Annotated in this window: 18 protein-coding genes, 2 tRNA genes and 1 pseudogene; 18 read left to right on the top strand and 3 right to left on the bottom strand. The window is 59.6% G+C overall.

Annotated features, from left to right (window positions below; genetic code table 11):
- A pseudogene (locus tag C6W55_RS14535) lies at positions 1-487 on the top strand (group II intron maturase-specific domain-containing protein); the annotation flags it as partial.
- Positions 488-566: 79 nt separating this feature from the next.
- On the opposite strand, the gene asnB reads toward C6W55_RS14535, so the two are convergent.
- On the bottom strand, positions 567-2,411 hold the full coding sequence (gene asnB / locus C6W55_RS14540; protein WP_286893469.1) for an asparagine synthase (glutamine-hydrolyzing): 1,845 nt from the start codon (positions 2,409-2,411) through the stop codon (positions 567-569).
- 155 nt (positions 2,412-2,566) lie between these two features.
- On the opposite strand from asnB, the gene C6W55_RS14545 reads away from it, so the two are divergent.
- The 6 genes from C6W55_RS14545 to C6W55_RS14570 all read left to right on the top strand — a co-directional run bounded on the left by C6W55_RS14545 (position 2,567) and on the right by C6W55_RS14570 (position 8,392).
- Positions 2,567-2,887 carry a hypothetical protein gene (locus C6W55_RS14545; protein WP_041854440.1) on the top strand — a complete coding sequence of 107 codons (321 nt, stop codon included), beginning with the start codon at positions 2,567-2,569 and terminating at the stop codon, positions 2,885-2,887.
- 20 nt (positions 2,888-2,907) lie between these two features.
- On the top strand, positions 2,908-3,240 hold the full coding sequence (locus tag C6W55_RS14550; RefSeq protein ID WP_286893470.1) for a hypothetical protein: 333 nt from the start codon (positions 2,908-2,910) through the stop codon (positions 3,238-3,240).
- A 249-nt stretch (positions 3,241-3,489) separates the two neighbouring features.
- Complete coding sequence (locus C6W55_RS14555; protein WP_286893473.1) at positions 3,490-4,692, top strand: carbohydrate kinase family protein; 1,203 nt, start codon at positions 3,490-3,492, stop codon at positions 4,690-4,692.
- A 240-nt stretch (positions 4,693-4,932) separates the two neighbouring features.
- Positions 4,933-5,889: a sugar ABC transporter substrate-binding protein gene (locus C6W55_RS14560; RefSeq protein ID WP_286893475.1), complete on the top strand. Its 957-nt coding sequence runs from the start codon at positions 4,933-4,935 to the stop codon at positions 5,887-5,889.
- Between the two features lie 58 nt (positions 5,890-5,947).
- Positions 5,948-7,441, top strand: a complete 1,494-nt coding sequence (locus C6W55_RS14565) for a sugar ABC transporter ATP-binding protein (RefSeq protein ID WP_286893477.1) — start codon at positions 5,948-5,950, stop codon at positions 7,439-7,441.
- Positions 7,442-7,444: 3 nt separating this feature from the next.
- Positions 7,445-8,392 (top strand): ABC transporter permease, encoded by a 948-nt coding sequence (locus C6W55_RS14570; protein WP_015255432.1) that lies wholly within the window; start codon positions 7,445-7,447, stop codon positions 8,390-8,392.
- Between the two features lie 178 nt (positions 8,393-8,570).
- Here C6W55_RS14570 and C6W55_RS14575 read toward each other — a convergent pair.
- Both C6W55_RS14575 and C6W55_RS14580 read right to left on the bottom strand, forming a co-directional pair.
- Positions 8,571-8,647: transfer RNA gene (locus C6W55_RS14575), tRNA-Arg, on the bottom strand.
- 7 nt (positions 8,648-8,654) lie between these two features.
- Positions 8,655-8,728, bottom strand: a tRNA-Gly gene (locus tag C6W55_RS14580).
- Between the two features lie 146 nt (positions 8,729-8,874).
- On the opposite strand from C6W55_RS14580, the gene C6W55_RS14585 reads away from it, so the two are divergent.
- From C6W55_RS14585 to ispG, 11 genes are all read left to right on the top strand, one after another.
- A complete protein-coding gene (locus C6W55_RS14585) occupies positions 8,875-9,702 on the top strand; it encodes a LuxR C-terminal-related transcriptional regulator (protein ID WP_015255431.1) in 828 nt (275 codons plus the stop codon).
- 222 nt (positions 9,703-9,924) lie between these two features.
- The gene (locus C6W55_RS14590) at positions 9,925-10,953 is read left to right on the top strand and encodes an FkbO/Hyg5 family chorismatase (RefSeq protein WP_286893524.1); all 1,029 of its coding nucleotides are present in this window, start codon (positions 9,925-9,927) and stop codon (positions 10,951-10,953) included.
- 68 nt (positions 10,954-11,021) lie between these two features.
- Entirely contained in the window at positions 11,022-12,206 is a 1,185-nt protein-coding gene (locus C6W55_RS14595; RefSeq protein ID WP_286893479.1) for an MFS transporter, read from the top strand.
- A 95-nt stretch (positions 12,207-12,301) separates the two neighbouring features.
- Positions 12,302-13,726: a phenylacetate--CoA ligase family protein gene (locus C6W55_RS14600; protein WP_015255428.1), complete on the top strand. Its 1,425-nt coding sequence runs from the start codon at positions 12,302-12,304 to the stop codon at positions 13,724-13,726.
- Between the two features lie 41 nt (positions 13,727-13,767).
- Positions 13,768-15,630, top strand: coding sequence for an asparagine synthetase B family protein (locus C6W55_RS14605; RefSeq protein WP_286893480.1), 1,863 nt, complete (start codon positions 13,768-13,770; stop codon positions 15,628-15,630).
- 39 nt (positions 15,631-15,669) lie between these two features.
- Entirely contained in the window at positions 15,670-16,569 is a 900-nt protein-coding gene (locus C6W55_RS14610) for a glutathione S-transferase C-terminal domain-containing protein (protein WP_286893482.1), read from the top strand.
- Positions 16,570-16,758: 189 nt separating this feature from the next.
- Positions 16,759-17,724, top strand: coding sequence for a hypothetical protein (locus C6W55_RS14615; RefSeq protein WP_015255426.1), 966 nt, complete (start codon positions 16,759-16,761; stop codon positions 17,722-17,724).
- Between the two features lie 88 nt (positions 17,725-17,812).
- Entirely contained in the window at positions 17,813-19,114 is a 1,302-nt protein-coding gene (gene tig / locus C6W55_RS14620; protein ID WP_286893486.1) for a trigger factor, read from the top strand.
- A gap of 234 nt (positions 19,115-19,348) precedes the next feature.
- A complete protein-coding gene (gene clpP / locus C6W55_RS14625) occupies positions 19,349-19,945 on the top strand; it encodes an ATP-dependent Clp endopeptidase proteolytic subunit ClpP (RefSeq protein WP_015255424.1) in 597 nt (198 codons plus the stop codon).
- A 25-nt stretch (positions 19,946-19,970) separates the two neighbouring features.
- Complete coding sequence (gene clpX / locus C6W55_RS14630) at positions 19,971-21,227, top strand: ATP-dependent protease ATP-binding subunit ClpX (protein WP_015255423.1); 1,257 nt, start codon at positions 19,971-19,973, stop codon at positions 21,225-21,227.
- A gap of 90 nt (positions 21,228-21,317) precedes the next feature.
- On the top strand, positions 21,318-22,430 hold the full coding sequence (ispG, locus tag C6W55_RS14635; protein ID WP_015255422.1) for a flavodoxin-dependent (E)-4-hydroxy-3-methylbut-2-enyl-diphosphate synthase: 1,113 nt from the start codon (positions 21,318-21,320) through the stop codon (positions 22,428-22,430).
- Positions 22,431-22,437: the final 7 nt, after the last annotated feature.

Below are 22,437 nucleotides of genomic sequence, written 5' to 3' on the forward strand. Positions count from 1 at the left end.
AAAGAACTGACCAAACGAGGATTGCGCTTCGTCCGCTATGCGGACGATTGCAACATCTTCGTGGCCAGCAAGCGGGCCGGAGAACGGGTCATGGAATCGGTCATCCGATTTGTGGAAGGAAAGCTGAGACTGAAGGTGAACCGGGACAAAAGCGCGGTAGACCGGCCGTGGAACCGAAAGTTCCTCGGCTTCAGCTTCCTGTCGAACAAGCAGGCCACAATCCGTCTGGCTCCCAGGACGATTCAGCCTCGACGCATGGATTCGCAGGCGACTACGCATGTGTCTGTGGAAACAATGGAAGAGACCCAAGACCAGATTGCGTAATCTCCGTGCACTCGGCGTGCCCGAATGGGCGGCTCGAATGATGGCGAACGCACGCCGTGGTCCGTGGGAAATGTCCCGTAACACAAACAATGCCCTTCCGACTTCCTGCTGGGAAGCGAAAGGGCTGAAAAGTCTGCTTTCTCGTTACCTGGAACTTTGTTAACCTTACGGAACCGCCGTATGCGGACCCGCATGTACGGTGGTGTGAGAGGTCGGGGGCTAGCCGCCCCCTCCTACTCGATTTACCGGATGGCGATCTTGTATGTGCGCAGCCAGGTGTCGACCTGTACGAGATAAGCGAACAGCTGCGGCCCGGACATGAGCTGCCCGAACCACGGGATGTGCGACGACGCCGCGTCCGACTCCGCAATCTCGCGCACTTTCGCCGTGTTGATCAGCTTGAGCAGCGGCGACGACGGATCGTTCAGCACGTCGATCAGCCGCTTGCGCACCGCCTCGAGATAGTTCGGATTGTGCGTCTTCGGGTACGGGCTTTTCTTCCGGTAGAGCACGTCGTCCGGCAGCACGCCTTCCAGCGCGCGGCGCAGAATCCCCTTCTCCCGTCCGCCCGCCGTCTTGATCTCCCACGGAATGTTGAACACGTACTCGACGAGCCGGTGGTCGCAGTACGGCACGCGCACCTCGAGGCCGGCCGCCATGCTCATCCGGTCCTTGCGGTCAAGGAGCGTCGGCATGAAGCGCGTAATGTTGATATACGACATCTCCCGCATCCGGCGCCGCGCTTCGTCTTCTCCCGGCAGATGCGGCACTTCCGCGATCGCTTCCGCGTACCGCCGTTCGATGTACTCGAGCGGCTTGATCCATGCCGCAACGTCCGGCGCCAATAATTCGGCCCGCAAGGCGGTCGCGAGCGACCACGGGAACGTCCGGGCTTCCAGCGCTTCCCGGCGGTGAAACCATGGATAGCCGCCAAATACTTCGTCCGCCGCCTCGCCTGAAAGCGCGACGGTTGCCCCTTTCTTGATCTCGCGGCAGAACAACAGAAGCGACGCGTCGATGTCGGCCATGCCCGGTGCATCGCGCGCGATCACCGCGTCATCGAGCGCCTGGACGAGCTCCGGCGTGTCGAACTGGACCCGGGTATGCCGCGTGCCGAGATGATGGCGCATCCGCTCGATCCACGGTCCGTCCGCGTTCGGCTGGAACGCGTGCGCCTGAAAATGCTTGTCGTTGTCCACGTAATCGACCGAATAGGTGTCGAGCGTGCCCCGGCCGGTGAGATGATAATGCCCGGCGGCCAGCGCGGTAAGCGCGCTGGAATCGAGGCCGCCGGAGAGCAGCGTGCAGACCGGCACGTCGGAGAGCAGCTGCCGCTCGACCGTATCGTGCAGCAGCTCCCGCACGCGCGCGGCCGTCTGCGCTTCGTCGTCATCATGCGGCCGGCTCTCCAGCCGCCAGTACGTGCGGACACGGACGCCCGACCGGTCGACCGTCAGGCATTGCCCGGCCTTCAGCTCGGTCATGCCGCGGTAGATGCCGACGCCCGGCGTCCGGGCCGGGCCGATGACGAAAATTTCGGCCAGTCCTTCCGCCCCGACTTCCGGCTCGAACGACGGATGTGCCAGAATCGCCTTCGGTTCGGAGCCGAACAGGAACAGGCCGTCCGTCTCGGCGTAGAAGAACGGTTTGACGCCGAGACGGTCGCGGGCGGCGAACAATCGCTCGGCCCGCGCGTCCCACACCGCGAAGGCGTAGATGCCGTTGAAGCGATCGAGCGCTTCCGGCCCCCATTCGATGTATGCGACGAGCAGCACTTCCGTATCGCAGTTCGTGAAGAACCGATGGCCGCGTCCTTCCAGTTCGCGCCTCAATTCCGGCGCGTTGTACAGTTCCCCGTTATACACGATGACGAACGTGTTGTCCCCGGCATGCCGGATCATCGGCTGCGCGCCGTTCTCCGGGTCCATGACGCTGAGCCTGCGATGCCCCAGCGCGCAGTGCGTCGTAATCCAGGTGCCGGAAGCATCGGGGCCGCGCGGCGCGAGCTTGTCGGTCATGTTCTCGAGTATGGCGCTGTCCAGCGTCAGATCGCGCGTCCAGTCGATCCACCCGGTAATTCCGCACATATGCTTTCATCCTCTCGTGTCGGTCTTGAGCTACAGAACAGCATAAGGAGATATATGCTGAACGGCGGCATAAAATGTCTGTCCGCGCGGCATGCTATGGCGAGATCGCGCGTCCCGGCTTCTGCATGCCGGTTCGGGTGAAGGAGGCAGGTATCGTGAGATCGGATGACGGAAGAGAGACCTATTACGTCTCCGTCGGAGGCAAGGAGATCGTGAAGGACAAGGGCGCAACGCCCTATGAATTGGAAATTCGCGCAAATGAAGAGGAATTGTACCGCCTGCAGGATCTGTTCGAGGAACTGGCAAGCCTGGAGGAAGCGGAAGTGTGGCATTTTCTCCGGCACCCGTACGAGACGGCGTCCACGGAGCAAATGTCGGCCGCATCGGGCGATGTGACGGCGAGAATCTACGACCTGCTGCATGAGTTGGGAACGCCGGAAACGAAGGCGTTCATCGAACAGATGCGTCTGTCTTGAGAAAAGGAGTGTGCCATCCGATGGACATCGTTCACGCCGAAGTGAGAAGAACGACGAACCTGGACGGACGTCCGTGTGCGGAAGTGGAGGTTGTGACCGGCGATGCGGGCGCGGCGAATCTGCTCGTCTATTTCGCGGAGGCTCCCGACGGCGGAATTGAGATGGTCCGGGTGACCGAAAATGACGCCGACCGCGAGATCGATTGGTACGACAACCCGCTGCACCAGGCGGCGGTGGATCGGACGGACGCATTCATGAACGTCGCCCGGGATGGCGGATCATTCGGCGAGCAAGTGCTGCAATTCGGCTCCGTGCGGGAGGACGTGCGGCGAGTGCTCGGTTCGGTCGAATAAATTTTGTCTGATCTTTTCGATCATGATCAGAAATGGCGGAAAGCAGCATACGGCTTCGGCCGGCCAACGAAAAGCCGCTTGCATATGCAAGCGGCTTGAATATTATGCATGGTGTCCCGGAAGGTGATGAAGCAATTATGCAGCGGGTGTTTTTCTGCAGCAGGAGCAGAGAGCCGTCGCATATTGACCGCCGCATTAGAATACCATGCCACTAGGCAAACCGTATCTTTGTCCCGGAGGAATATTCCCTTGAAGGAGCAAGTTGCGGAAGTCGTCGTAGCCGGCCATATTTGTTTGGATATCATCCCCTATCTGCCGAATGCGAAAGATGGGCTGGATCAGATCCTCGTTCCCGGGAAGCTGGTCAATGCCGGCCCGGTTGTGCTGTCCACGGGCGGGACCGTGTCCAATACCGGAATCGCATTGCATCGACTGGGGATGTCCGTGTTGCTGATGGGGAAAATCGGCGACGATTTGTTCGGGCAGGCAGTGCTGGAATTGCTCCGGAGGCAAACTCCCGAACTGGCCGAAGGCATGATGGTTATTGCGGGTGAGAATACATCCTATTCGATCGTGATCCATTCGCCGGGAATCGACCGGATTTTTCTTCATTGCACCGGGGCGAACGATACGTTTCAGGGGTCCGACTTGAGGTGGGAACTGCTGACGGGTGCGAGGCTGTTCCATTTCGGTTATCCTCCGCTCATGAAGCGCATGTACGCGGACGGAGGAACCGAACTTGCCGGCATGCTCCATGAGGTGAAGAGAGCGGGACTGACGACGTCGCTGGACATGGCCAAGCCGGATCCCGCATCGGAAGCGGGGCGTGTGGATTGGATGGCCATCCTGGAAAAGGTACTGCCCAAAGTAGACGTGTTTCTGCCCAGCGTTGAAGAAATCTTATACATGCTGGATCGGCCTTTTTATGATCGGCTTGCTTCAGCGAAGGGTGACATCGCGGAACATCTCGACGGTGAAGATTTGAGTGCATTGGCTGATCGCATGATCGGTATGGGAGCAGCGATCGTCGCGGTAAAATTGGGGGAACACGGCCTGTATTTGCGTACCGCAGGTGAACGCCGACTTCAATCGATGGGGGGCTGCACGCCGGAAAATATCGGAGAATGGGCCGGTCGAGAATTGCTGGCAACTTGTTATCAAGTAGAAGTGGCGGGGACGACGGGTGCGGGGGACTGCACCATTGCCGGATTTTTGGCGGGTTTGTTGAAAGGCCTTTCACCCGAGTCTGCAATGCGCGCGGCGGTGGCGGTTGGTGCCTGCAATGTCGAGCGCCAAGACGCGGTCAGCGGCATTCCTTCCTGGGAAACCGTGCAGCGTCGAATCGAAGCGGGGTGGCCCAAGCGCGCCAACCGGTTGAGACTTGACGGGTGGCGGTTTCATGAGGAAGCAGAACTGTGGATCGGCCCGAATGATGGCAAGATCACGGTTTGAAATTTTCTTTAAGGGATGGAGGTGACGAATATGAAACGAAGTGAAGTTTTACTGACGCAAAAGCGCTCGGCGGAAATGTTTGCAGGGGTTGGAATCGTATTGAACTTGTGCTGTTTTCCCGCACCGATCCCAGGCAAGTGCGCATCCCGCGTATAGATAAAGGTTGATGAAGTTACAGAGAAGTTCGGAAACTTTTCGAGAACCAAGCTAAACAAAAAGCATTTATGGGAGGGACTGCAATTGAAGAAACTGTTGTCGTTGGTGTGCATCGTTGCGCTGGTCGTGTTGTCCGCCGCGTGCGGCGGCAGCGGCAGCGGCAGTGGCAGCGGTGGCGGTTCCAAGGATCATTTTGTATTCGGTTATACTTCCATGACACAGAATAACCCCTTCTTTATCGTCCTGGAGAAAGCGATTCGGGAGAAAGTCGAAGCAAACGGGGATGAAATGATTACGCTGAACCCGGCAATGGATGTGGCGCTGCAAATCAACCAGATCGAGGATATGATCGCGCAAGGCATCGACGCGATTTTCCTGAATCCCGTAGACTGGGAAGGCATCAGACCCGCGCTGCAAATGCTCAAGGAAGCCGGCATTCCGATCATCAACTATGATACCGAAGTCAAGGACTTTGAGTATGTTACCGCTTACGTCGGCTCAGACAACAAGAACGCCGGCAGAGTCGTCGGCGAGGACCTTGTCAAACGCTTCCCGAACGGCGGCAACATCGTCATCCTCGACAGCCCGACGATGAATTCGATCAACGACCGGGTGGCCGGTTTCCTGGAAGCCATTGAGGGGAAAAACTTCACGATCGTGGCCCAACAGGACGCAAAAGGAGACCTGGAAACCGCCCTGGGCATTACCGAGGATATATTGCAAGCCCATTCCGACATCACGGCCATCTTCGCCGGCAACGATCCGTCTGCGCTCGGCGCGTTGGCCGCCGTCAAAGCCGCCAACCGCTTGGAGATTGCCATTTACGGTGTGGACGGTTCACCCGACGCGAAAGCGGCCATCGCCGAAGGCGGACCGTTTAAGGGGTCCGGGGCGCAGTCGCCGATCTCGATCGGTCAGATTTCCGCGGATATCGCTTACAAAATTTTGAGGGGCGAAAGCTACGAAAAACGGACGCCGGTGGAAACGTTCCTGATCAACGAGGAAAACGTTCAAGAGTACGGCGTGGACGGATGGCAATGACGAAACGACGGGGAGGGTGACGCCGATCACCCTCCCGTCATTCATCGAGGTGGAACGGATGAGTCAAAAACTGCTTCGGATGAGCGGAATTGAAAAGCGATTTGCCGGCGTTCACGCCCTGAAGGGTGTCGATTTTGAACTGGAAAGCGGTGAAGTTCACGCCCTCCTCGGCGAAAATGGCGCCGGCAAATCCACGTTGATGAAAATTCTCGCGGGCATTTACCCCGTCGACGAAGGGGAAATTTTCATCGAAGGGAACAAGGTTTCCATCAACAGCGTCAAAGATGCCCAGGCCCTCGGCATCAGCATCATCCACCAGGAAATTTCGCTGGTGCCGCATCTGTCCGTTGCCGAGAATATTTTTTTGGGCAAAGAACCGGTCACGAAGACCGGATGGATCGACTGGAAAAAAATGATCGAAGAAACACGGAAAACCTTGCAGCAATTCGGTCTGGAACTGTCGCCCGAGGTGCCGGTAAAAAAGCTGACGGTAGCGCAGCAGCAGATGATCGAGATCATCAAGGCCGTATCCTTCCGGGCGAAAATGATCGTGATGGACGAACCGACCTCCTCGCTTACGGAAAAAGAGGTCGAATTTCTTTTTCAAACCATCGGCCATCTGAAAGAGCAGGGCGTCGGCATTGTGTATATTTCGCACCGGATGAACGAATTGTTCGCCATCACCGATCGCATCACCGTTCTGCGGGACGGTGCCCTGATCGGAACTGTCAGAACGAAGGATACGACAGCCGATCAGTTGATCTCGATGATGGTCGGCCGGGAGCTCACCCAATATTACATCAAGGACACTGCTCCGGAAAACGGCGGGGAAATCGTGCTCAGCGTTCACAACCTGTCCAAAAAAGGCGTGCTGAACGATGCCAGCTTTGAGCTCAAGAAGGGGGAAATTCTCGGATTTGCCGGTTTGGTCGGCGCGGGCCGATCGGAGCTGATGAAATGTATTTTCGGTCTGGATGCCTTCGATGAAGGGGAAATTCGGATCGACGGCAAGCCGCTGATCATTCGAAATCCGAACGATGCGATCAAACACGGCATTGCCTATGTGACGGAAAACCGGAAAGAGGAAGGCCTGTTCCTCATCCGTTCGGTTCAATACAACATCACCATCAAGGTCCTGGATAAGTTCATCAAATGGTTTAGAGTCAATGCCCGTTATGAAGACCAGAAAACCCGGCAATTCATCAATGAATTGTCGATCAAAACCCCGAATCCGGATCAGGAAGTGCGGAATTTGAGCGGCGGCAATCAGCAGAAGGTGCTCATCTCCCGATGGCTGGCAACCAACCCGCGCATCCTGATCCTGGATGAACCGACCAGAGGGGTGGATGTCGGGGCCAAAGCGGAAATCTATGCGATCATGAACCGGTTGGTGAAAGAAGGCGTTTCCATTATCATGATCTCCTCGGAATTGCCTGAAGTGATCAATATGAGCGACCGGATCGCGGTCATGTACAAAGGCGGGATAAGAACCATTTTAAATCGGGACGAGTTCAGCCAAGAGACCATCATGCATTATGCCACTGGAGGTTAAACCATGGTTTACGGAATAAGATCATTTATTCGAGCCAACATGGGCATTCTCGCCGGGCTATTGGTTTTATGTGTCATCATCGCGGTGCTCAATCCCAATTTTCTGACGACCAACAATTTGCTGAACGTCTTGCGGCAAACATCCACCAACCTCTATTTGGCGCTCGCGATGACGATGGTGATCATCCTGGGCGGCATCGATTTGTCCGTCGGCTCTGTCATGGCCGTATCCGGGGTGGTGACCGCCATGCTGGTCGCGCTGTTCGATGTGCCGCTTTTCATAGCCGTCGCCGCGGGACTTCTCGTCGGTATATTATTCGGCGCGCTGAACGGTTATGTGGCGGCGACCACCGTCATACCGCCGTTTATCATCACCCTCGCCACCATGAATATCGGCCGGGGAGCGGCCTACGTATTGACCGACGGGCAACCGGTTCGCGTCATGTCGGATGCCTTCAACTTCATCGGATCCGGCTATATCGGCGGGATTCTGCCTACCCCCGTATTGTATTCAATCATTTTCGTGATTCTTTGTTACCTGATTATGAATAAAACAAAGACGGGCCGGTACATTTATGCGGTCGGCGGAAATCCGGAGGCCGCCCGATTTTCCGGAATCAACATCAAGCGGGTGAAATTTTTCGCGTACACGTTCAGCGGATTCATGGCCGGATTTGCCGGAATTGTGCTCGCCTCGCGCATGTTCTCGGGTCAGCCGACGGCGGGCGTTGCGGCGGAACTGGATGCCATCGCCGCAGTCGTGCTCGGGGGAACGAGCATGACCGGCGGCTACGGAAGAATCGGCGGCACGGTGATCGGCGCGCTCATCATCGGTGTGCTCAGCAACGGCCTGAACTTGATCGGCGTCAGTTCCTTCTGGCAGTATATTGTCAAAGGAATTGTGATCCTGATCGCCGTTTATGCCGATGTGATCAAACGGAAAACGGCCTGATCCGGACTGACTCCGGCCATATTCCAAATAAATATCATTCCGCCTTATGCGCTTGAAGCGGTAGGGCGGCTTTTTTTCTTGAATCAATCGCAGAACGATTCGGGACCGCGCATACAGGGCATCAGATTCCCGGGTAAAACAAAAATCCGCCCGATTGGCGGATTCGCTATTTAAGGTATGGCGTCCCAGAAGGGATTCGAACCCCTGACCGTACGCTTAGAAGGCGCATGCTCTATCCAGCTGAGCTACTGGGACAAGTATCTGGAGCGGGTGAAGGGAATCGAACCCTCGTCTCAAGCTTGGGAAGCTGGCGTTCTACCATTGAACTACACCCGCATGGAGAGCACAAATGATCATACCACAGGGAAAGGTGAAATGCAATAACCGCGGGAGATAAGTAGTGGGCCGTTCCGGATTTGCCGAGGCAAGGCTGTGGATGTATAATTTTCCCAAACAAGACTCGCTTGCCGGGGTGAGCGTTCGTGAATGTGTTTCAGGTCTGTTCGTCTCTTGCCCCGCGCTGGGTGAAAAAAGAAAGCCTCGATCCGGCCGTTGTCGTCCGCTGGCGGCATGAGGTCGAGCAGTCGGGGCTTGATGTGGACTGCGCAACCTTGACGGGCCGTATCGGCAAGGAAGAACTGCGGCAAACGCTGCGGAACAACCAACTGCTCCTCCGCGCTTTCGAACAGGCGCTTCAGGAGGAAAGTCTGCTGGCGGAATGGCCGCACCTGCTGCTTCTGACGGATCGGCGCGGCGTCCTGCTGTCGGTTGCCGGCCCGCAGGAAGTGTTGGACAACGCCCGCCGCATCGGAATCGAACGCGGTACCCGGTTCGATCTGCAGCACGCCGGCCTGAACGCCATTTCCATGGCCGTCAGGCTCGGGAAGCCGGTCTATTTGCGCGGCGACGAACACGATCTGCGGCTGTTCAAGGACTGGAGCTGCATGTGCATGCCGATCGCGGCCGACGGCCAGATCCACGGATTCCTCGACGTGAGCTTCCCTTGCCGGGAGGAAAGTCCGGGTACGGAGCTTGCACTGGTTGAATTTTATATGCGGGTGCTGAAAGAGCGGCTTGCCCGGAAATGTCCGAAACGCCGCCGCATTGCCATGGACCGTCGGTTCGGAGAATACGGCCTGTCTCCCCGCGAACGGGAAATCGCCTATTATTGGGCGCTGAATATGGGCGGGCTGCAGATCGCGGCCCTGCTGGGCATTACCGAGAGCACCGTGCGCAGCGTAATCAAGAACATCTATCGGAAAACCGGCGTGAGCGACAAGGGACAGTTTATGCGCAAGTTTCTGGCCTGACCGGCGGCTGAGGAAAGCCGGCCGCCGGAATCGTCTCCCTGCCTTTCGGGGCGGGGAGACTTTTTTTGCTTATCGGACATCCCCAATATTGGGGATATCCAGAAACCGGAAACTCCCTTAAGCTGGTTCACGGAAACCAACAGAACAAGGAGGGCCGTGATGGATTACGCCAATCTCATCAGCGGCGGGCATCCGCAGGCGTTGCCAGAGGATCGCCCGTTGATGAACAGTCGGGTGCTAGGAATGGTGAATTTTGGTCCAGTCTTTCGGAAGCCGGTCCTGGAAGAAGGTTCGCCTTTTCTCTCGCTGCGCATGACGAGCGCGGACGAGAAAGGGTTTGTCGAACAGTGGACCGCAGGGCCGGCGCAAGCTTCCGTCAGCGGGAATCTGGTTTATGCGCACGATGGCGAGTATCTGTTCTGTGCGGCGGAAATCCCGGCCTCGGAGCGCTGCCGGAACCTGACGCGGAAAACGTACCTGGCTGCCTTCGAGCTGATGGATGAGCTGGGATATCCCCGGTTGTTCCGCATGTGGAACTACATTCCCCGCATCAACGAAGACAATGCGGACGGCCTGGAGATTTACCGCGATTTCTGCGCCGGCAGGTCCGAGGCTTTCGAACTTTACGGGCGGCGCAGACATTTGCCGATGCCGGCTGCCACCGGGATCGGAGCGCAAGGAGGGAATATTGCGTTCTTCTTCCTGTCCTGCCGGTCCGGACGGGTCACCTTTCTGGAGAATCCCAGACAGATGCCCGCTTACACGTATCCCCGCCAGTATGGCCCGCGCTCTCCCAGCTTTGCCCGCGCGACTTGCGTCCAGCATGATGCCCTTGGTGTCTTGAACTTATATATTTCCGGAACGGCGAGCATCATCGGGCACGAGACGGTTCACCGCAGCGATCTGATGCGGCAATGCGATGTCACGCTGGAGAACATTTCGCTCCTGATCGGCCGGGACAACCTGATCCGTCACGGCATTGAGACGCCGGCCGATCTGACGCTGCGGGATGTCGATTTCATCAAGGTGTACGTCCGCCACGCGGAGGACATTCCAGCCGTGCGGCGCAGGTGCCGGGAAGCTTTCGCGCCGCATGCCAACATCCAATTCCTGAATGTCGACATTTGCCGCTCCGATCTGCTGGTGGAAATCGAAGGCATCATCACGGTGCCGCTGCGTGCGGACGGAACGCAGGACGGAGCGGGACTTAAACCCCGCTGGCTGGTTCACGAGGAAACTTCTGACCAATGACGGACAGCGCCCGGTCGACGGTCAATCGGCCGGGCGGCATCGTCCGCTTGCTTGATTGGAGGGTCGTTATGTCTGTCAAACGGAACATCTTTCTGCTTGCACTCACGATGTTTATCGTCGGCACGGACGGTTTTGTCGTCGCCGGCGTGCTGGGCGATATCGCCGAACAATCCGGCGTCTCCATCGAAGCGGCCGGGCAGCTCATCACCGTCTTCGCCCTTGCCTATGCGATCGCCAGCCCGATCATCGCGTCGGTATTCGGCCAGATGGACCGGAAATATTTCCTGATCCTGTCGCTGGCCGTCTTCTCGCTTGGCAATCTCATCGTGGCGCTGACGGCGGATTATTCGCTGCTCATGGCCGGGAGAGTCATCTCCGCCCTCGGCGCGTCGGCCGTCACGCCGGCGGTCATCATGATCGCGGGCATGATCTCGCCGCCCGAACGCCGCGGAAGAGCCATTTCCTATGTGTTCAGCGGCCTTACGATCGCCACCATTCTGGGCGTTCCCTTCGGCACGTACTTGAGCCATGCGATGGACTATCAAAGTTTGTTCCTGTCCATCACCATCGGCGGGGCGGTGATGCTCGCGGTGTTGTCCGCCGCGCTCTCCCGTCTGCCGTCGCCGCCGAATGTTTCGCTGAGGCAGCGGCTTTCGGCGGTGCGGATGAAGGGCGCGCCTTCCACGCTGCTGGTCACGGTGGTCGTCTACCTGTCCGCATTCACCGTCTACTCCTATGTTTCGGCCTATTACAACGGCAGAGGCATTACCGACGGCAATGAACTGACCTGGATTTTGCTCGCTTTCGGTACGGGCGGAGCCATCGGCAATCTGCTGGGCGGCCGTCTGACGGACCGGTTCGGGCCGCGGACGACGAACATCGTGAGCCATCTCGGCCTTTGCGCCTCCTTCGTTCTCATTTCACTGGCAGCCGACACACTGATCCGCGCCATTGTCCTGACGTTCATCTGGGGCGTATGCGGCTGGCTGCTCGCCCCGTCCCAGCAATACCGGCTGCTGGCGCTGGGCGGCGCGCGGGCGCAGATTCTGATCTCCTGGAACTCCTCCTGCATGTACCTCGGCATCGGCTTGTCCGGAATTGCCGGTGCGCTCGTCATTCAAACGCTGGGCACGTCCGCCTTGACTTGGGCGGGCGCCGCAGGAGCGTTGCTCGGGGTGCTGTTGACCGGAACGTTGTACGCACCCGCCAGGGAGGAAAACCGTCTGGCCGAAGGAGCGGAGAAAGCGGTTTGACTTGCGGCTTGAGCCGTTGTGCACGGGCTGCCCGGCTTGTGCTCTGACGGACGGCCTTACCATGCCAAAGACAAGCGACGGGAGGTTATGAACGGATGTATCGGGATGAAGCGACCCGGGAACAGGTGAACCGATTGATCGCACAGCAGCAGCGGCTGATCCGCGCCTGGCGGCAGCCGGATTTCGACCGTGAAGCGCATTACGCCGAGCGTCTCGGCAAGACGGTCCGCTCGGCGCTTGAACTTGAGTCGTACCGGGAATTGCTCGGCAGCGAGGGGGCGGCGTCGGTTGACGCTCTGCTGTCGCGCGGGGCGGACTATCGCGAACTTCTGGCCGCCCTTCCGATCCTGGCGAAGCGGGAGTATCGGGCGATCAGCGGGGAGGCCAGCCGCAGCAGACGTCATCGAATGCTGAATTATTTCGAGACGTCCGGCACCACCGGCGAACCGCTGCCCGCGCCCAAAGGGCTGCACGATCTGGTTGTCAATACGGTCAACTTCGGCGAGCATTGGGCCGAGTTTCTGAGCGGCGGCGACACGGCGCTCATACTGATCAATACGCCGCAGGGCCCGGCCGCCTTCCAGTTCGAACATGCGCTCAATTATCTGGGAATTGCGACTTTCCGGACATGGGTGGATACGGTCCGCAACGATTACGGCCGCGTCATCCGCATTGCGGGATTCCTCCGTCCGACCGTCTTCGCCGGTCCGCCGTCCCAATTGATCAATCTCTATGAATACGCCGCCGCAAACGGACTTGAAGCGCCGGCCTTCCGGAAAGTGCTGCTGACGGGTGAACGCAGCAGCCCTGCCCTGAAACGGCGTTTGCGGCAGCTGACGGGCGGGGCGGTGTACGACGCATCATACGGGTCGTCGGAGACCGGAACGACGGCGGTGGCCGTATCGGAAGACGCGCTCAGGCTGCAGACGCACAGTTACATTTTCGAGATCGAGGAGAGAGACGGCCGGATTCGGTTTGTCACCGGTGACGGACCGGTCGAAGGCGAACTGATCGTAACGGCGCTGGAGAATGATCTCAGGCCGCTTATCCGGTACCGCACCGGAGATCTGGTGCGCATCGAACCCCGCGAAGAAGGGGTGCTGGACATCACGCCGCTCGGACGCCTCGGTCATGCGCTGGATTTGCCGGGGGTCGGCTTGGACCAGGACGAATTCGAGGAGCTCGTCTGGCCGGAGGACGGGGATAGCCGCATTTTCAACTATTTCATCGCCGTCTGCCCGGATAAGGTCTATTTCGTGTTTACCGGCGATTATGACAATGAGGCGCAGGCGGAGCGTCATTTGCGGCATCTCCGGGAGGCCATTCCGGGCGTGGCCTTCTGCATGGTGCCGAAACTGCCCGACATCGCCGGGCTTGGATCGACACTGGGCTGGAAAGCCGCCCGGGTGCACGATCTGCGGAAACCCGCCGATCCGTCGTATCCGGCCAATATTCGACAGGCGATGGAGCAGCTGCGCCAATTCATGGAAACGTTGCGCAGTCAGGAGGCGGCCGTCTGACGGCCGCCTGATGTTCACGGTGAAAAGGGAGGGGATTCGGCATGAGCGCCATTGTGGTGCTGCGGGATGAAGAGCCGATCGATCAAGCGGAACAGGAACAATTCGTGCTGAAGGGACTGGAGGCCATGTCCGGCCGCGCGTCCGGCGAGATCCGGATCGTGCGCGGGGACCGGCATGCGGTATTGGGACAGAGCAAATCCCGGGCGCTGGCCGGAAGCGGGTGGTCCGGCAGCGGCCTTGCACGGCAGCAGGCCGGCGAAAACGCGGTCCTGTTGGCGGTGAGCGGCTTTATCGACAACGCGGATGAGATCGGCGGCAAACTCGGCATCGACCGGGACGCGTGCGAGGCGTCCGTCGCCCGCTTGCTGCTGGGCGCCTATCTGGCCAATGGCCCTTCGTTCGCGGAACAAGTCGGGGGGGCTTTCGCGATCGTCGTCTTTGACGGCCGAACGGGCGAACTGCATCTCGTGCGCGACAGGCTCGGCATCGAGCCGCTCTATTACTGGCATTCCGCCCGCTTCGGCCGGATCGCGGCGGCATCGGAGCCGAAGGCGATCCTGCAGGATCCGCGGTTCCCCCGCGTGTTCGACGAATCGGCGATTCTTGATCTGATGAATTCGACCTCCCGCATCCCCGGGACGACCGTGTACAAGTATCTGGCCGAGGTTCGTCCGGGCGAGATCGTGACGTTCAGGGATGGCCGCATCTGGCGCCGCCGGTACTGGACGCTGCCGGAGCGCGCCGGCGCTCCGGCCGGCGAGAAAGCCGCCGCCGAACAGATCGCGGCGCTGCTGGACGACGCGGTGCGGCGCCGGCTGCACGACGTCGGTCGCGCGCAGGCTTTTCTGCTGTCCGGTGGGCTGGACTCCAGCGTCATCTGCGCAGCGGCCCGGCACACTGCCGGCAAGGAAGCGGAACTTCAGACGTTCTCGTTCTCGTATGCCGGAGAGGACACGGATTTTCGCCCCGATGCGCTGCATCATTCGCTGGACGGTCCGTATGTGGAGATCATGCGGGACCATATCGGCTCCCGCCATGAGACGATCGTGATCGAGCCGGGCGATGTTCGCGCCGCCCTCGAAGATACGGTGCGGGCGCGGGACCTTCCCGGCGTCGGGGATCTGGACATTACGCTGCTGCATCTTTACCGGCGCATCCGCGAGACGGGCCGGGAGGAAGTGTTCTCAGGGGAAGGGGCGGACGATCTGTTCGGCGGGTTCCCGTGGATTGCGGCTGAAGCGCAGTCGCCCGGCCATACGTTTCCCTGGCTGAAAGGGACGGGGGCTGCGAACTTTCTGCATCCGGAGCTTAGGGCGCGCTGCGATCTGGACGAGCAGCTGAGGCAGCGCTGGAAGGCGGCGGAATCCGAAATGCCCGGCCTTCGCGATGAGGACCCGCTGCAACGGCATATGGATTACGTGTTCTACATGCAGTTGACCCGATTTCTGCCGTTCCTGCTGGATCGCGCCGACCGCATGAGCGCGGCGGCCGGCCTCAGGGTGCAGCTTCCCTTCCTGGATCACCGGCTGGTGGAATTTGCCTGGAACTTGCCTTACAATATCAAGCGTACGGGATCGGCGGAAAAAGGCATTTTGCGGAAGGCATACGAACACCGTCTTCCCTACGAGGTCGCCTGGCGGAAAAAAAGCGGATTCGCCGTCATGCGAAACCGACCGTTCACCTCGGCCGTTCTGCAATATTTGCGCGAGGCGGCAAACGATCAAAACAGCGTCCTGCCGCAGATTGCGGATATCGAATACTTGAGGACTTTCATGACGCGAAGCGAGTGGTCGGACGGGACGTTCGACGCGCCGCCGATTCTGCCGCGGCTCGTCATGCTGGACATGTGGACCAGGCTGTACGGCGTCAAATTTGAGAGCAGCCATGCGGTGCATGCGGGATGAAGCACGTGCGGGCGAACTGAAGCAAATGCGGGTGAGCTTATGAAGTACGGGAACTTCCGATATTTCCGGCCGCCGGACGATTACGACATCGGCATTCGCGGCGGTCCCATTCTGCCCGGCGCCATCGTGAATGACCCGGCGGTCAAGCAGCCGCTTGAGCCCCGGCCCGGACGATACGCCCTGCTCTATTCGCCGGTGACGCCGACGGGCCAGCGGCTGGCGCTGATTGCGGCGCTCGGTGGATTTCTGGATCTGATCGCGGTGCTCTCTCCCAACAACGGGCGGCTGATTCAGCGGAGCGGGACGGAAGAGCCGTCCCCGGCCTGGGCGCCGATGTCCGGGACGGAGGCGGCGGCGTTCGAATGGGGGACGCATGTCCGGCTGCCGGCCCTGGTCGATCTGGAAGCCGGGCGGATCATCAGCAACGATCCCTATCTGCTCCCGGTCAAGATCGTCTCCGATCTGGCGGAGTCGGCGGGCCGCAAGGAGGCGCACGCCCTCCTGCAGGAAGAGGAAGCCCGGCTGGAATGGGAAGAGCGGATTTTCTACGACTTGCATTGCGGCGTCTACCGCGCCGGATTTGTGGCCCGTCAGGACGAATATGAACGGGAAGTTGAACGGGTTTACCGTTTCCTTGCGGATCTGGACCGGCATCTGACCGGGCGGCGCTGCCTGCTTGGCGATTTTCCGACGCTTGCGGATCTGTGGCTGTACACGCTGCTTGTCCGCTACGATCAGGTGTACGCGCCCGGCTTTCGGCTGCACAAGTACCGGATTCGGGACTTTGTCGAAGTGCACCGGTATTTGCGGGAGCTTCACGCCTTGCCGGCGTGCAGGGCGACGACGGATTTCGCGCTCATTTCCCGCGGATACTTTCTCGGCATTCCGGCGCTCAACCGGGGCATCGTGCTGATTGGACCGGACGACCATTTTCTGTAAAAACCATCAGGAGAGCATCGCGCTTCCCCTGGACAAACTCCCATGTTTCAGGCGAAATGTGGGAGTTTGTTTTCTGTTCCGGACGCTCGCGTGCTATACTGGGAACGATTCTTGTGAACCATCAACTGCGGCTCGCCTGCCGGACACCGGCCGGGGTTCGAATCAGGCGGCCGCCAGGAGCGATGATATGTGACGCGATCACGCGATGCGGATGCCGGCAAGGGCAATGTCTACTTGCTTCCGGCCATGGTGAACGAATATCGCGGCCGGCTGACCCGGCTGCTCGAATCCGAACGGTTCGGCGAAGCCCACGCGCTGCTGCGCTTCCTGCTCGATTGCCGCGGCCAGGATGAGCATGCCTACGACGAATGGCGCCGGCTTATCGAGTGGCTGGAGTCGGTATATCCCGGACTTGAAAATCGGGAAAGCGAACCGGCGGGCGGCACTTTTTCCATCGAAGACGGCGGGGCGGAGGAAGATCTGCCCGACGATGAGGCGGCGATGCGCGGACTGGCCCTTCAGCCGCGGGACGACGGCGGGGAGCAGGTCCGCCGGGTACTCGAGGACTTGAAGCAGAGCCCGCGCCTGGAGCAGCGCCTGCTCGCATTGGAGAAAGCCGTCTACCTCGACGATCCGGATGTCGACCGGGAAATTCTGGACTGGCTCCGCAAGGAGCCGATGCACCCGTCGATGCAGTTTCGCGCCCTGCAGACGCTCCGGCGGCGCGGCGCCACCGGCCGGGTGCTGCTGGATCGCGCGGGAGAGCGCGTGGAGCTTGAGATCGAGCGGACGCCGCTCGGGATGGGCGACTATCCGCCCGCCGCGGGCGAGGTGCTGGAACGGGCGTGCCGGGCTTCCGAAGCGTTCGATCCGACGCTGCCAATTTTCGCACGCGAACTTTGGGAAGAAATGCTGCGGTCGCTCTACGGCACTTCCGATTACGAGTGGATGGCGGCCGGAAGCGAGGAGGCGATCGACTGCTGGGCCGCCGCGCTTCATCTCGCGGTGCAGGTTGCGGCTTACGGCCGGGCAGACGAAGCGGAGATCCGCGCGGCGTACGGCATTCCCGAATCGCTGCGCTTCAGGTTCGAACAGGCGTACAAAGCCGTCCGGCGGGCGGCTCCGCCGCTGACCGCAGGGCCCGGAGAACCTTGAAATATCCGGGAAGGTTGGCTATAATGGAATGGTTTAGTATCGTGAAGAAACAGACGGATGCGTCAGTTGTGGAAGGGGAAGGCATAAGATGAAGGCAAGTTGGCAGACTCTGGAGAAGAATACGGGCGTGCTGAGCGTCGAAGTCGATGCGGAACAAGTAGCCGCGGCGCTGGACAAGGCGTTCAAGAAAGTCGTCCAGAAAGTAAACGTTCCCGGATTCCGGAAAGGCAAAGTGCCGCGGCAGATTTTCGAAGCGCGGTTCGGCGTCGAGAGCCTGTATCAGGATGCGGTCGACATCCTGCTGCCCGACGCTTACGCGGATGCGGTGAAGGAGACGGGCATCTTTCCGGTCGATGCCCCGGAAATTGACATCGAGCAATTCGGCAAGGGCAAGCCGTTCATCTTCAAGGCGAAGGTGACGGTCAAGCCGGAAGTCAAGCTCGGAGAATACAAAGGTCTCGAGCTTCCGGCAGCCGAAACCGAGGTGACGGAAGAAGAAGTGCAGGCCGAACTGGAACGGCAGCAGCAGCGCCACGCCGAGCTGGTCGCCGTCGAAGACGGACAGGCGGAGAAAGGCGACATCGTCATCATCGACTTCGAAGGGTTCATCAACGGCGAGCCGTTCGAAGGCGGACGCGGCGAGCGCCATTCGCTCGAGCTCGGTTCCGGAACGTTCATCCCCGGATTCGAGGATCAGATCGTCGGCATGCACATCGGCGACTTCAAAGACGTCGAAGTGACGTTCCCCGAGGATTACCACGCGGAGGAACTGAAAGGCAAACCGGCGGTCTTCAAAGTGAAACTGCATGAGATCAAGCGGAAGAACCTGCCGGCGCTGGATGACGAATTTGCCAAAGACGTCAGCGAATTCGATACGCTGGAGGAATACAAACAGGATCTTGCGGCCAGACTGAAGGAACGGAAGCAGAAGGAAGCCGAGAACGCGCGCGAACTGGCCGCCATCGAGAAAGCTTCCGCGAATGCTGAAGTCGACATCCCGGAAGCAATGATCCGCTCGGAAATCGACTACATGCTGCGCGATTTCGAGAACCGCCTGCGGATGCAGGGCATGACGCTCGAGCTGTACTACCGCTTCTCCGGTCAGGATGAAGCGCAGCTCCGCGAGCAGATGAGGGGCGACGCCGAGAAGCGGGTGCGCAACAACCTGGTGCTCGAAGCCATCGCCAAGGCGGAAAACATTACCGTTACGGAAGACGAACTGAACGAGGAACTGGAGAAGCTGTCCGGGATGTACAACCGTCCGGCTGCCGAACTGCGTGAGCTGTTCGAACGTAACGGCAGCCTGGACAGCCTGAAGGAGGACCTCGTCCTGCGCAAGACGATCCGGTTCCTGATCGACAACAGCAAAACGGCGTCTTCGGTCGCGTAAAGACCGGGAACATCGACATGAGAGTAAGGCACGTACTTTACAGGCACGTGCCTTATTTCTCCATCAACGCCCGGGCCGGGAAGTGCACGCCTTGCCGCCCGGCGCATACATATAGGTTAACGATGGGCGGGAGCCCGGTCGGCGAGGACCACGTCCGCTTTCGCCGAGTATGACATTGCGCTTCAGACATGGTACAATAAGAATCGAAGCCGATTACGAAAAGAGGTGGGTCGCATGAATCTGGTGCCTATCGTAGTGGAACAAAGCAGTCGCGGCGAGCGATCCTACGACATCTATTCCCGGCTCCTGAAGGACCGGATCATTTTCCTGGGCAGCCCGATCGACGACGATGTCGCCAATCTCGTCATCGCCCAGCTGCTCTTCCTTGCGGCCGAAGATCCCGAGAAGGATATTTATCTCTACATCAACTCCCCCGGCGGTTCGGTGACCGCGGGGCTGGGCATATATGACACGATGCAATACATCAAACCGGACGTCTCGACGATCTGCGTCGGCATAGCGGCCAGCATGGCTTCGCTGCTCTTGACGGCGGGCGCCAAGGGCAAGCGGTATGCGCTGCCGAACAGCGAAGTGATGATCCATCAGCCGCTCGGCGGCGTGCGCGGTCAGGCGGCGGACATCAAGATTCACGCCGACTGGATCCTGAAGACGAAGCACAAGCTGAACCAGATCTACGTGGAGCGCACCGGACAGCCCTACGAGAAGATCGAACGCGACACGGACCGCGACTTTTTCATGAGCGCGGAAGAGGCGCTCGCTTACGGTTTGATCGACAAGGTCATCACACGGCCCGAAGCCGCAGGCGAGTGACGCATGACGAAGGGGAGATATCCGAATGTTCAAATTCAATGACGAGAAGGGCCAGCTCAAGTGCTCCTTCTGCGGCAAATCGCAGGATCAGGTGCGCAAACTGGTCGCCGGTCCAGGCGTCTATATATGCGATGAATGCATCGAGCTCTGCACGGAGATCGTGGAGGAGGAACTCGGTTCTGAAGAGGAGCTCGATCTGAAGGATATTCCGAAACCGAAGGAAATCCGGGCGATTCTGGACCAGTATGTGATCGGTCAGGACCAGGCGAAGAAATCGCTGTCCGTGGCCGTCTACAACCATTACAAGCGGATCAACTCGCAGAGCAAGCTGGAAGACGTTGAATTGCAGAAGAGCAACATTCTGCTCGTCGGTCCGACCGGTTCCGGCAAGACGCTGCTTGCCCAGACGATGGCGAAGATTCTGAACGTGCCGTTCGCGATCGCCGACGCCACTTCCCTGACGGAAGCGGGGTATGTCGGCGAGGATGTCGAGAACATCCTGCTCAAGCTGATTCAGGCTGCGGATTACGACGTGGAAAAGGCGGAGCGCGGCATCATCTACATCGACGAGATCGACAAGGTGGCGCGCAAATCGGAGAATCCGTCCATTACCCGCGATGTGTCGGGCGAAGGCGTGCAGCAGGCGTTGCTGAAGATTCTCGAGGGCACGGTCGCTTCGGTGCCGCCGCAAGGCGGACGCAAGCATCCGCACCAGGAGTTCATCCAGATCGATACGACGAACATCCTGTTCATCTGCGGCGGCGCCTTCGACGGACTGGAGCAGATCATCAAGCGCCGGATCGGCAAAAAGGTCATCGGATTTACCGCCGGCGGCGAGAACATGAAGGAAATGAAACCGGGCGAATATCTGAAGCTCGTGCAGCCGGAAGACCTGCTCAAATTCGGGCTCATTCCGGAGTTTGTCGGCCGTCTGCCGGTCATCTCCGCGCTCGAGCCGCTTGACGAGCAGGCGCTCATCCGCATCCTGACCGAGCCGAAGAACGCGCTGGTGAAGCAATATCAGAAGCTGCTCGAGATGGACAACGTGAAGCTCGATTTCGAGCCGGCTGCGCTTGAAGCGATCGCGAAGGAAGCGATCAAGCGGAATACGGGCGCGCGGGGTCTGCGGGCGATCATCGAGGACATCATGCTCGATGTCATGTACGAGGTGCCGTCCCGCGACGACATCAGCAGCTGCATGATCACGGAGCAAGTGGTGCGCGAGAAGATCATGCCCGAGCTGACGACGAAGAAGGGCAAGAAGAAAGAAGAAAGCGCCTGACGCCAGGCGATGGCAAGCGACCACCTCTGCCGCGGGGGAGCGTCCCCCGCGGCTTGGGTGGCATTTGACGTTCTATGGGGAGAGAAGGCCATGTACCATCGGAAAGACACCGTTCCGGTCCGGGTCGGCGGCCTGGTGATCGGCGGGAGCGATGAAGTGACGATCCAGAGCATGTGCACGACGAAGACGGCCGACGTCGAGGCGACCGTCGCCCAGATCCACCGTCTGGAAGAAGCGGGATGCCAGCTCGTGCGCGTCACCGTCAACAACCGGGAAGCGGCGGAAGCGATCAAGGAGATCAAGAAACGGATTCATATCCCGCTCGTTGCGGATATTCATTTCGACTACCGGCTGGCGCTGGCCGCGATCGAGAACGGCATCGACAAGGTGCGGATCAACCCCGGCAACATCGGTCGCCGCGAGAAGGTGGAGGCTGTCGTCAAGGCGTGCAAGGAGCGGGGCATTCCGATCCGGATCGGCGTCAACGCGGGATCGCTCGAGCAGCATCTGCTGGAGAAATACGGCTATCCGACGCCGGAGGCGATGGTCGAGAGCGCGCTCTACCATATCGGTATTCTGGAGGAGCTTGATTTCCGCGACATCATCGTCTCCCTGAAGGCGTCCGACGTGCCGATGGCCATCGCCGCATACAAGATGGCGGCGGAGAAGATCCGCTATCCGCTTCACCTCGGCATTACAGAAGCCGGTACGCTGTTCTCCGGCACGGTCAAAAGTTCGGCCGGCATCGGAGCGCTGCTCGCGATGGGCATCGGCAACACGGTGCGCATCAGCCTGAGCGCCGATCCGGTGGAAGAGGTGAAGGTCGCCCGCGAGCTGCTGAAAGCGTTCGGCCTGATCTCGAATGCGGCGACGCTCGTCTCCTGTCCGACCTGCGGACGCCTCGACATCGATCTGTTCTCGATCGTGAACGAAGTGGAGGACTATATCGCCAACATCAAGGTGCCGATCAAAGTGTCGGTGCTCGGCTGCGCGGTCAACGGCCCGGGGGAAGCCCGGGAAGCCGACATCGGCATCGCCGGCGCCCGCGGCGAAGGGATGCTGTTCCGCTACGGCGAGATGATCCGGAAGGTGCCCGAGGCGGAGCTGCTGAACGAATTGAAGAAAGAAATCGACGAGATCGTGCGCGTCTACAACGAGACGGGCGAAATTCCGGGACGCAAACGGCACGCTGCCAAAATTTAACCTCCCG

Source organism: Thermobacillus sp. (assembly GCF_003390775.1).
Taxonomy (GTDB): domain Bacteria; phylum Bacillota; class Bacilli; order Paenibacillales; family Paenibacillaceae; genus Thermobacillus; species Thermobacillus xylanilyticus.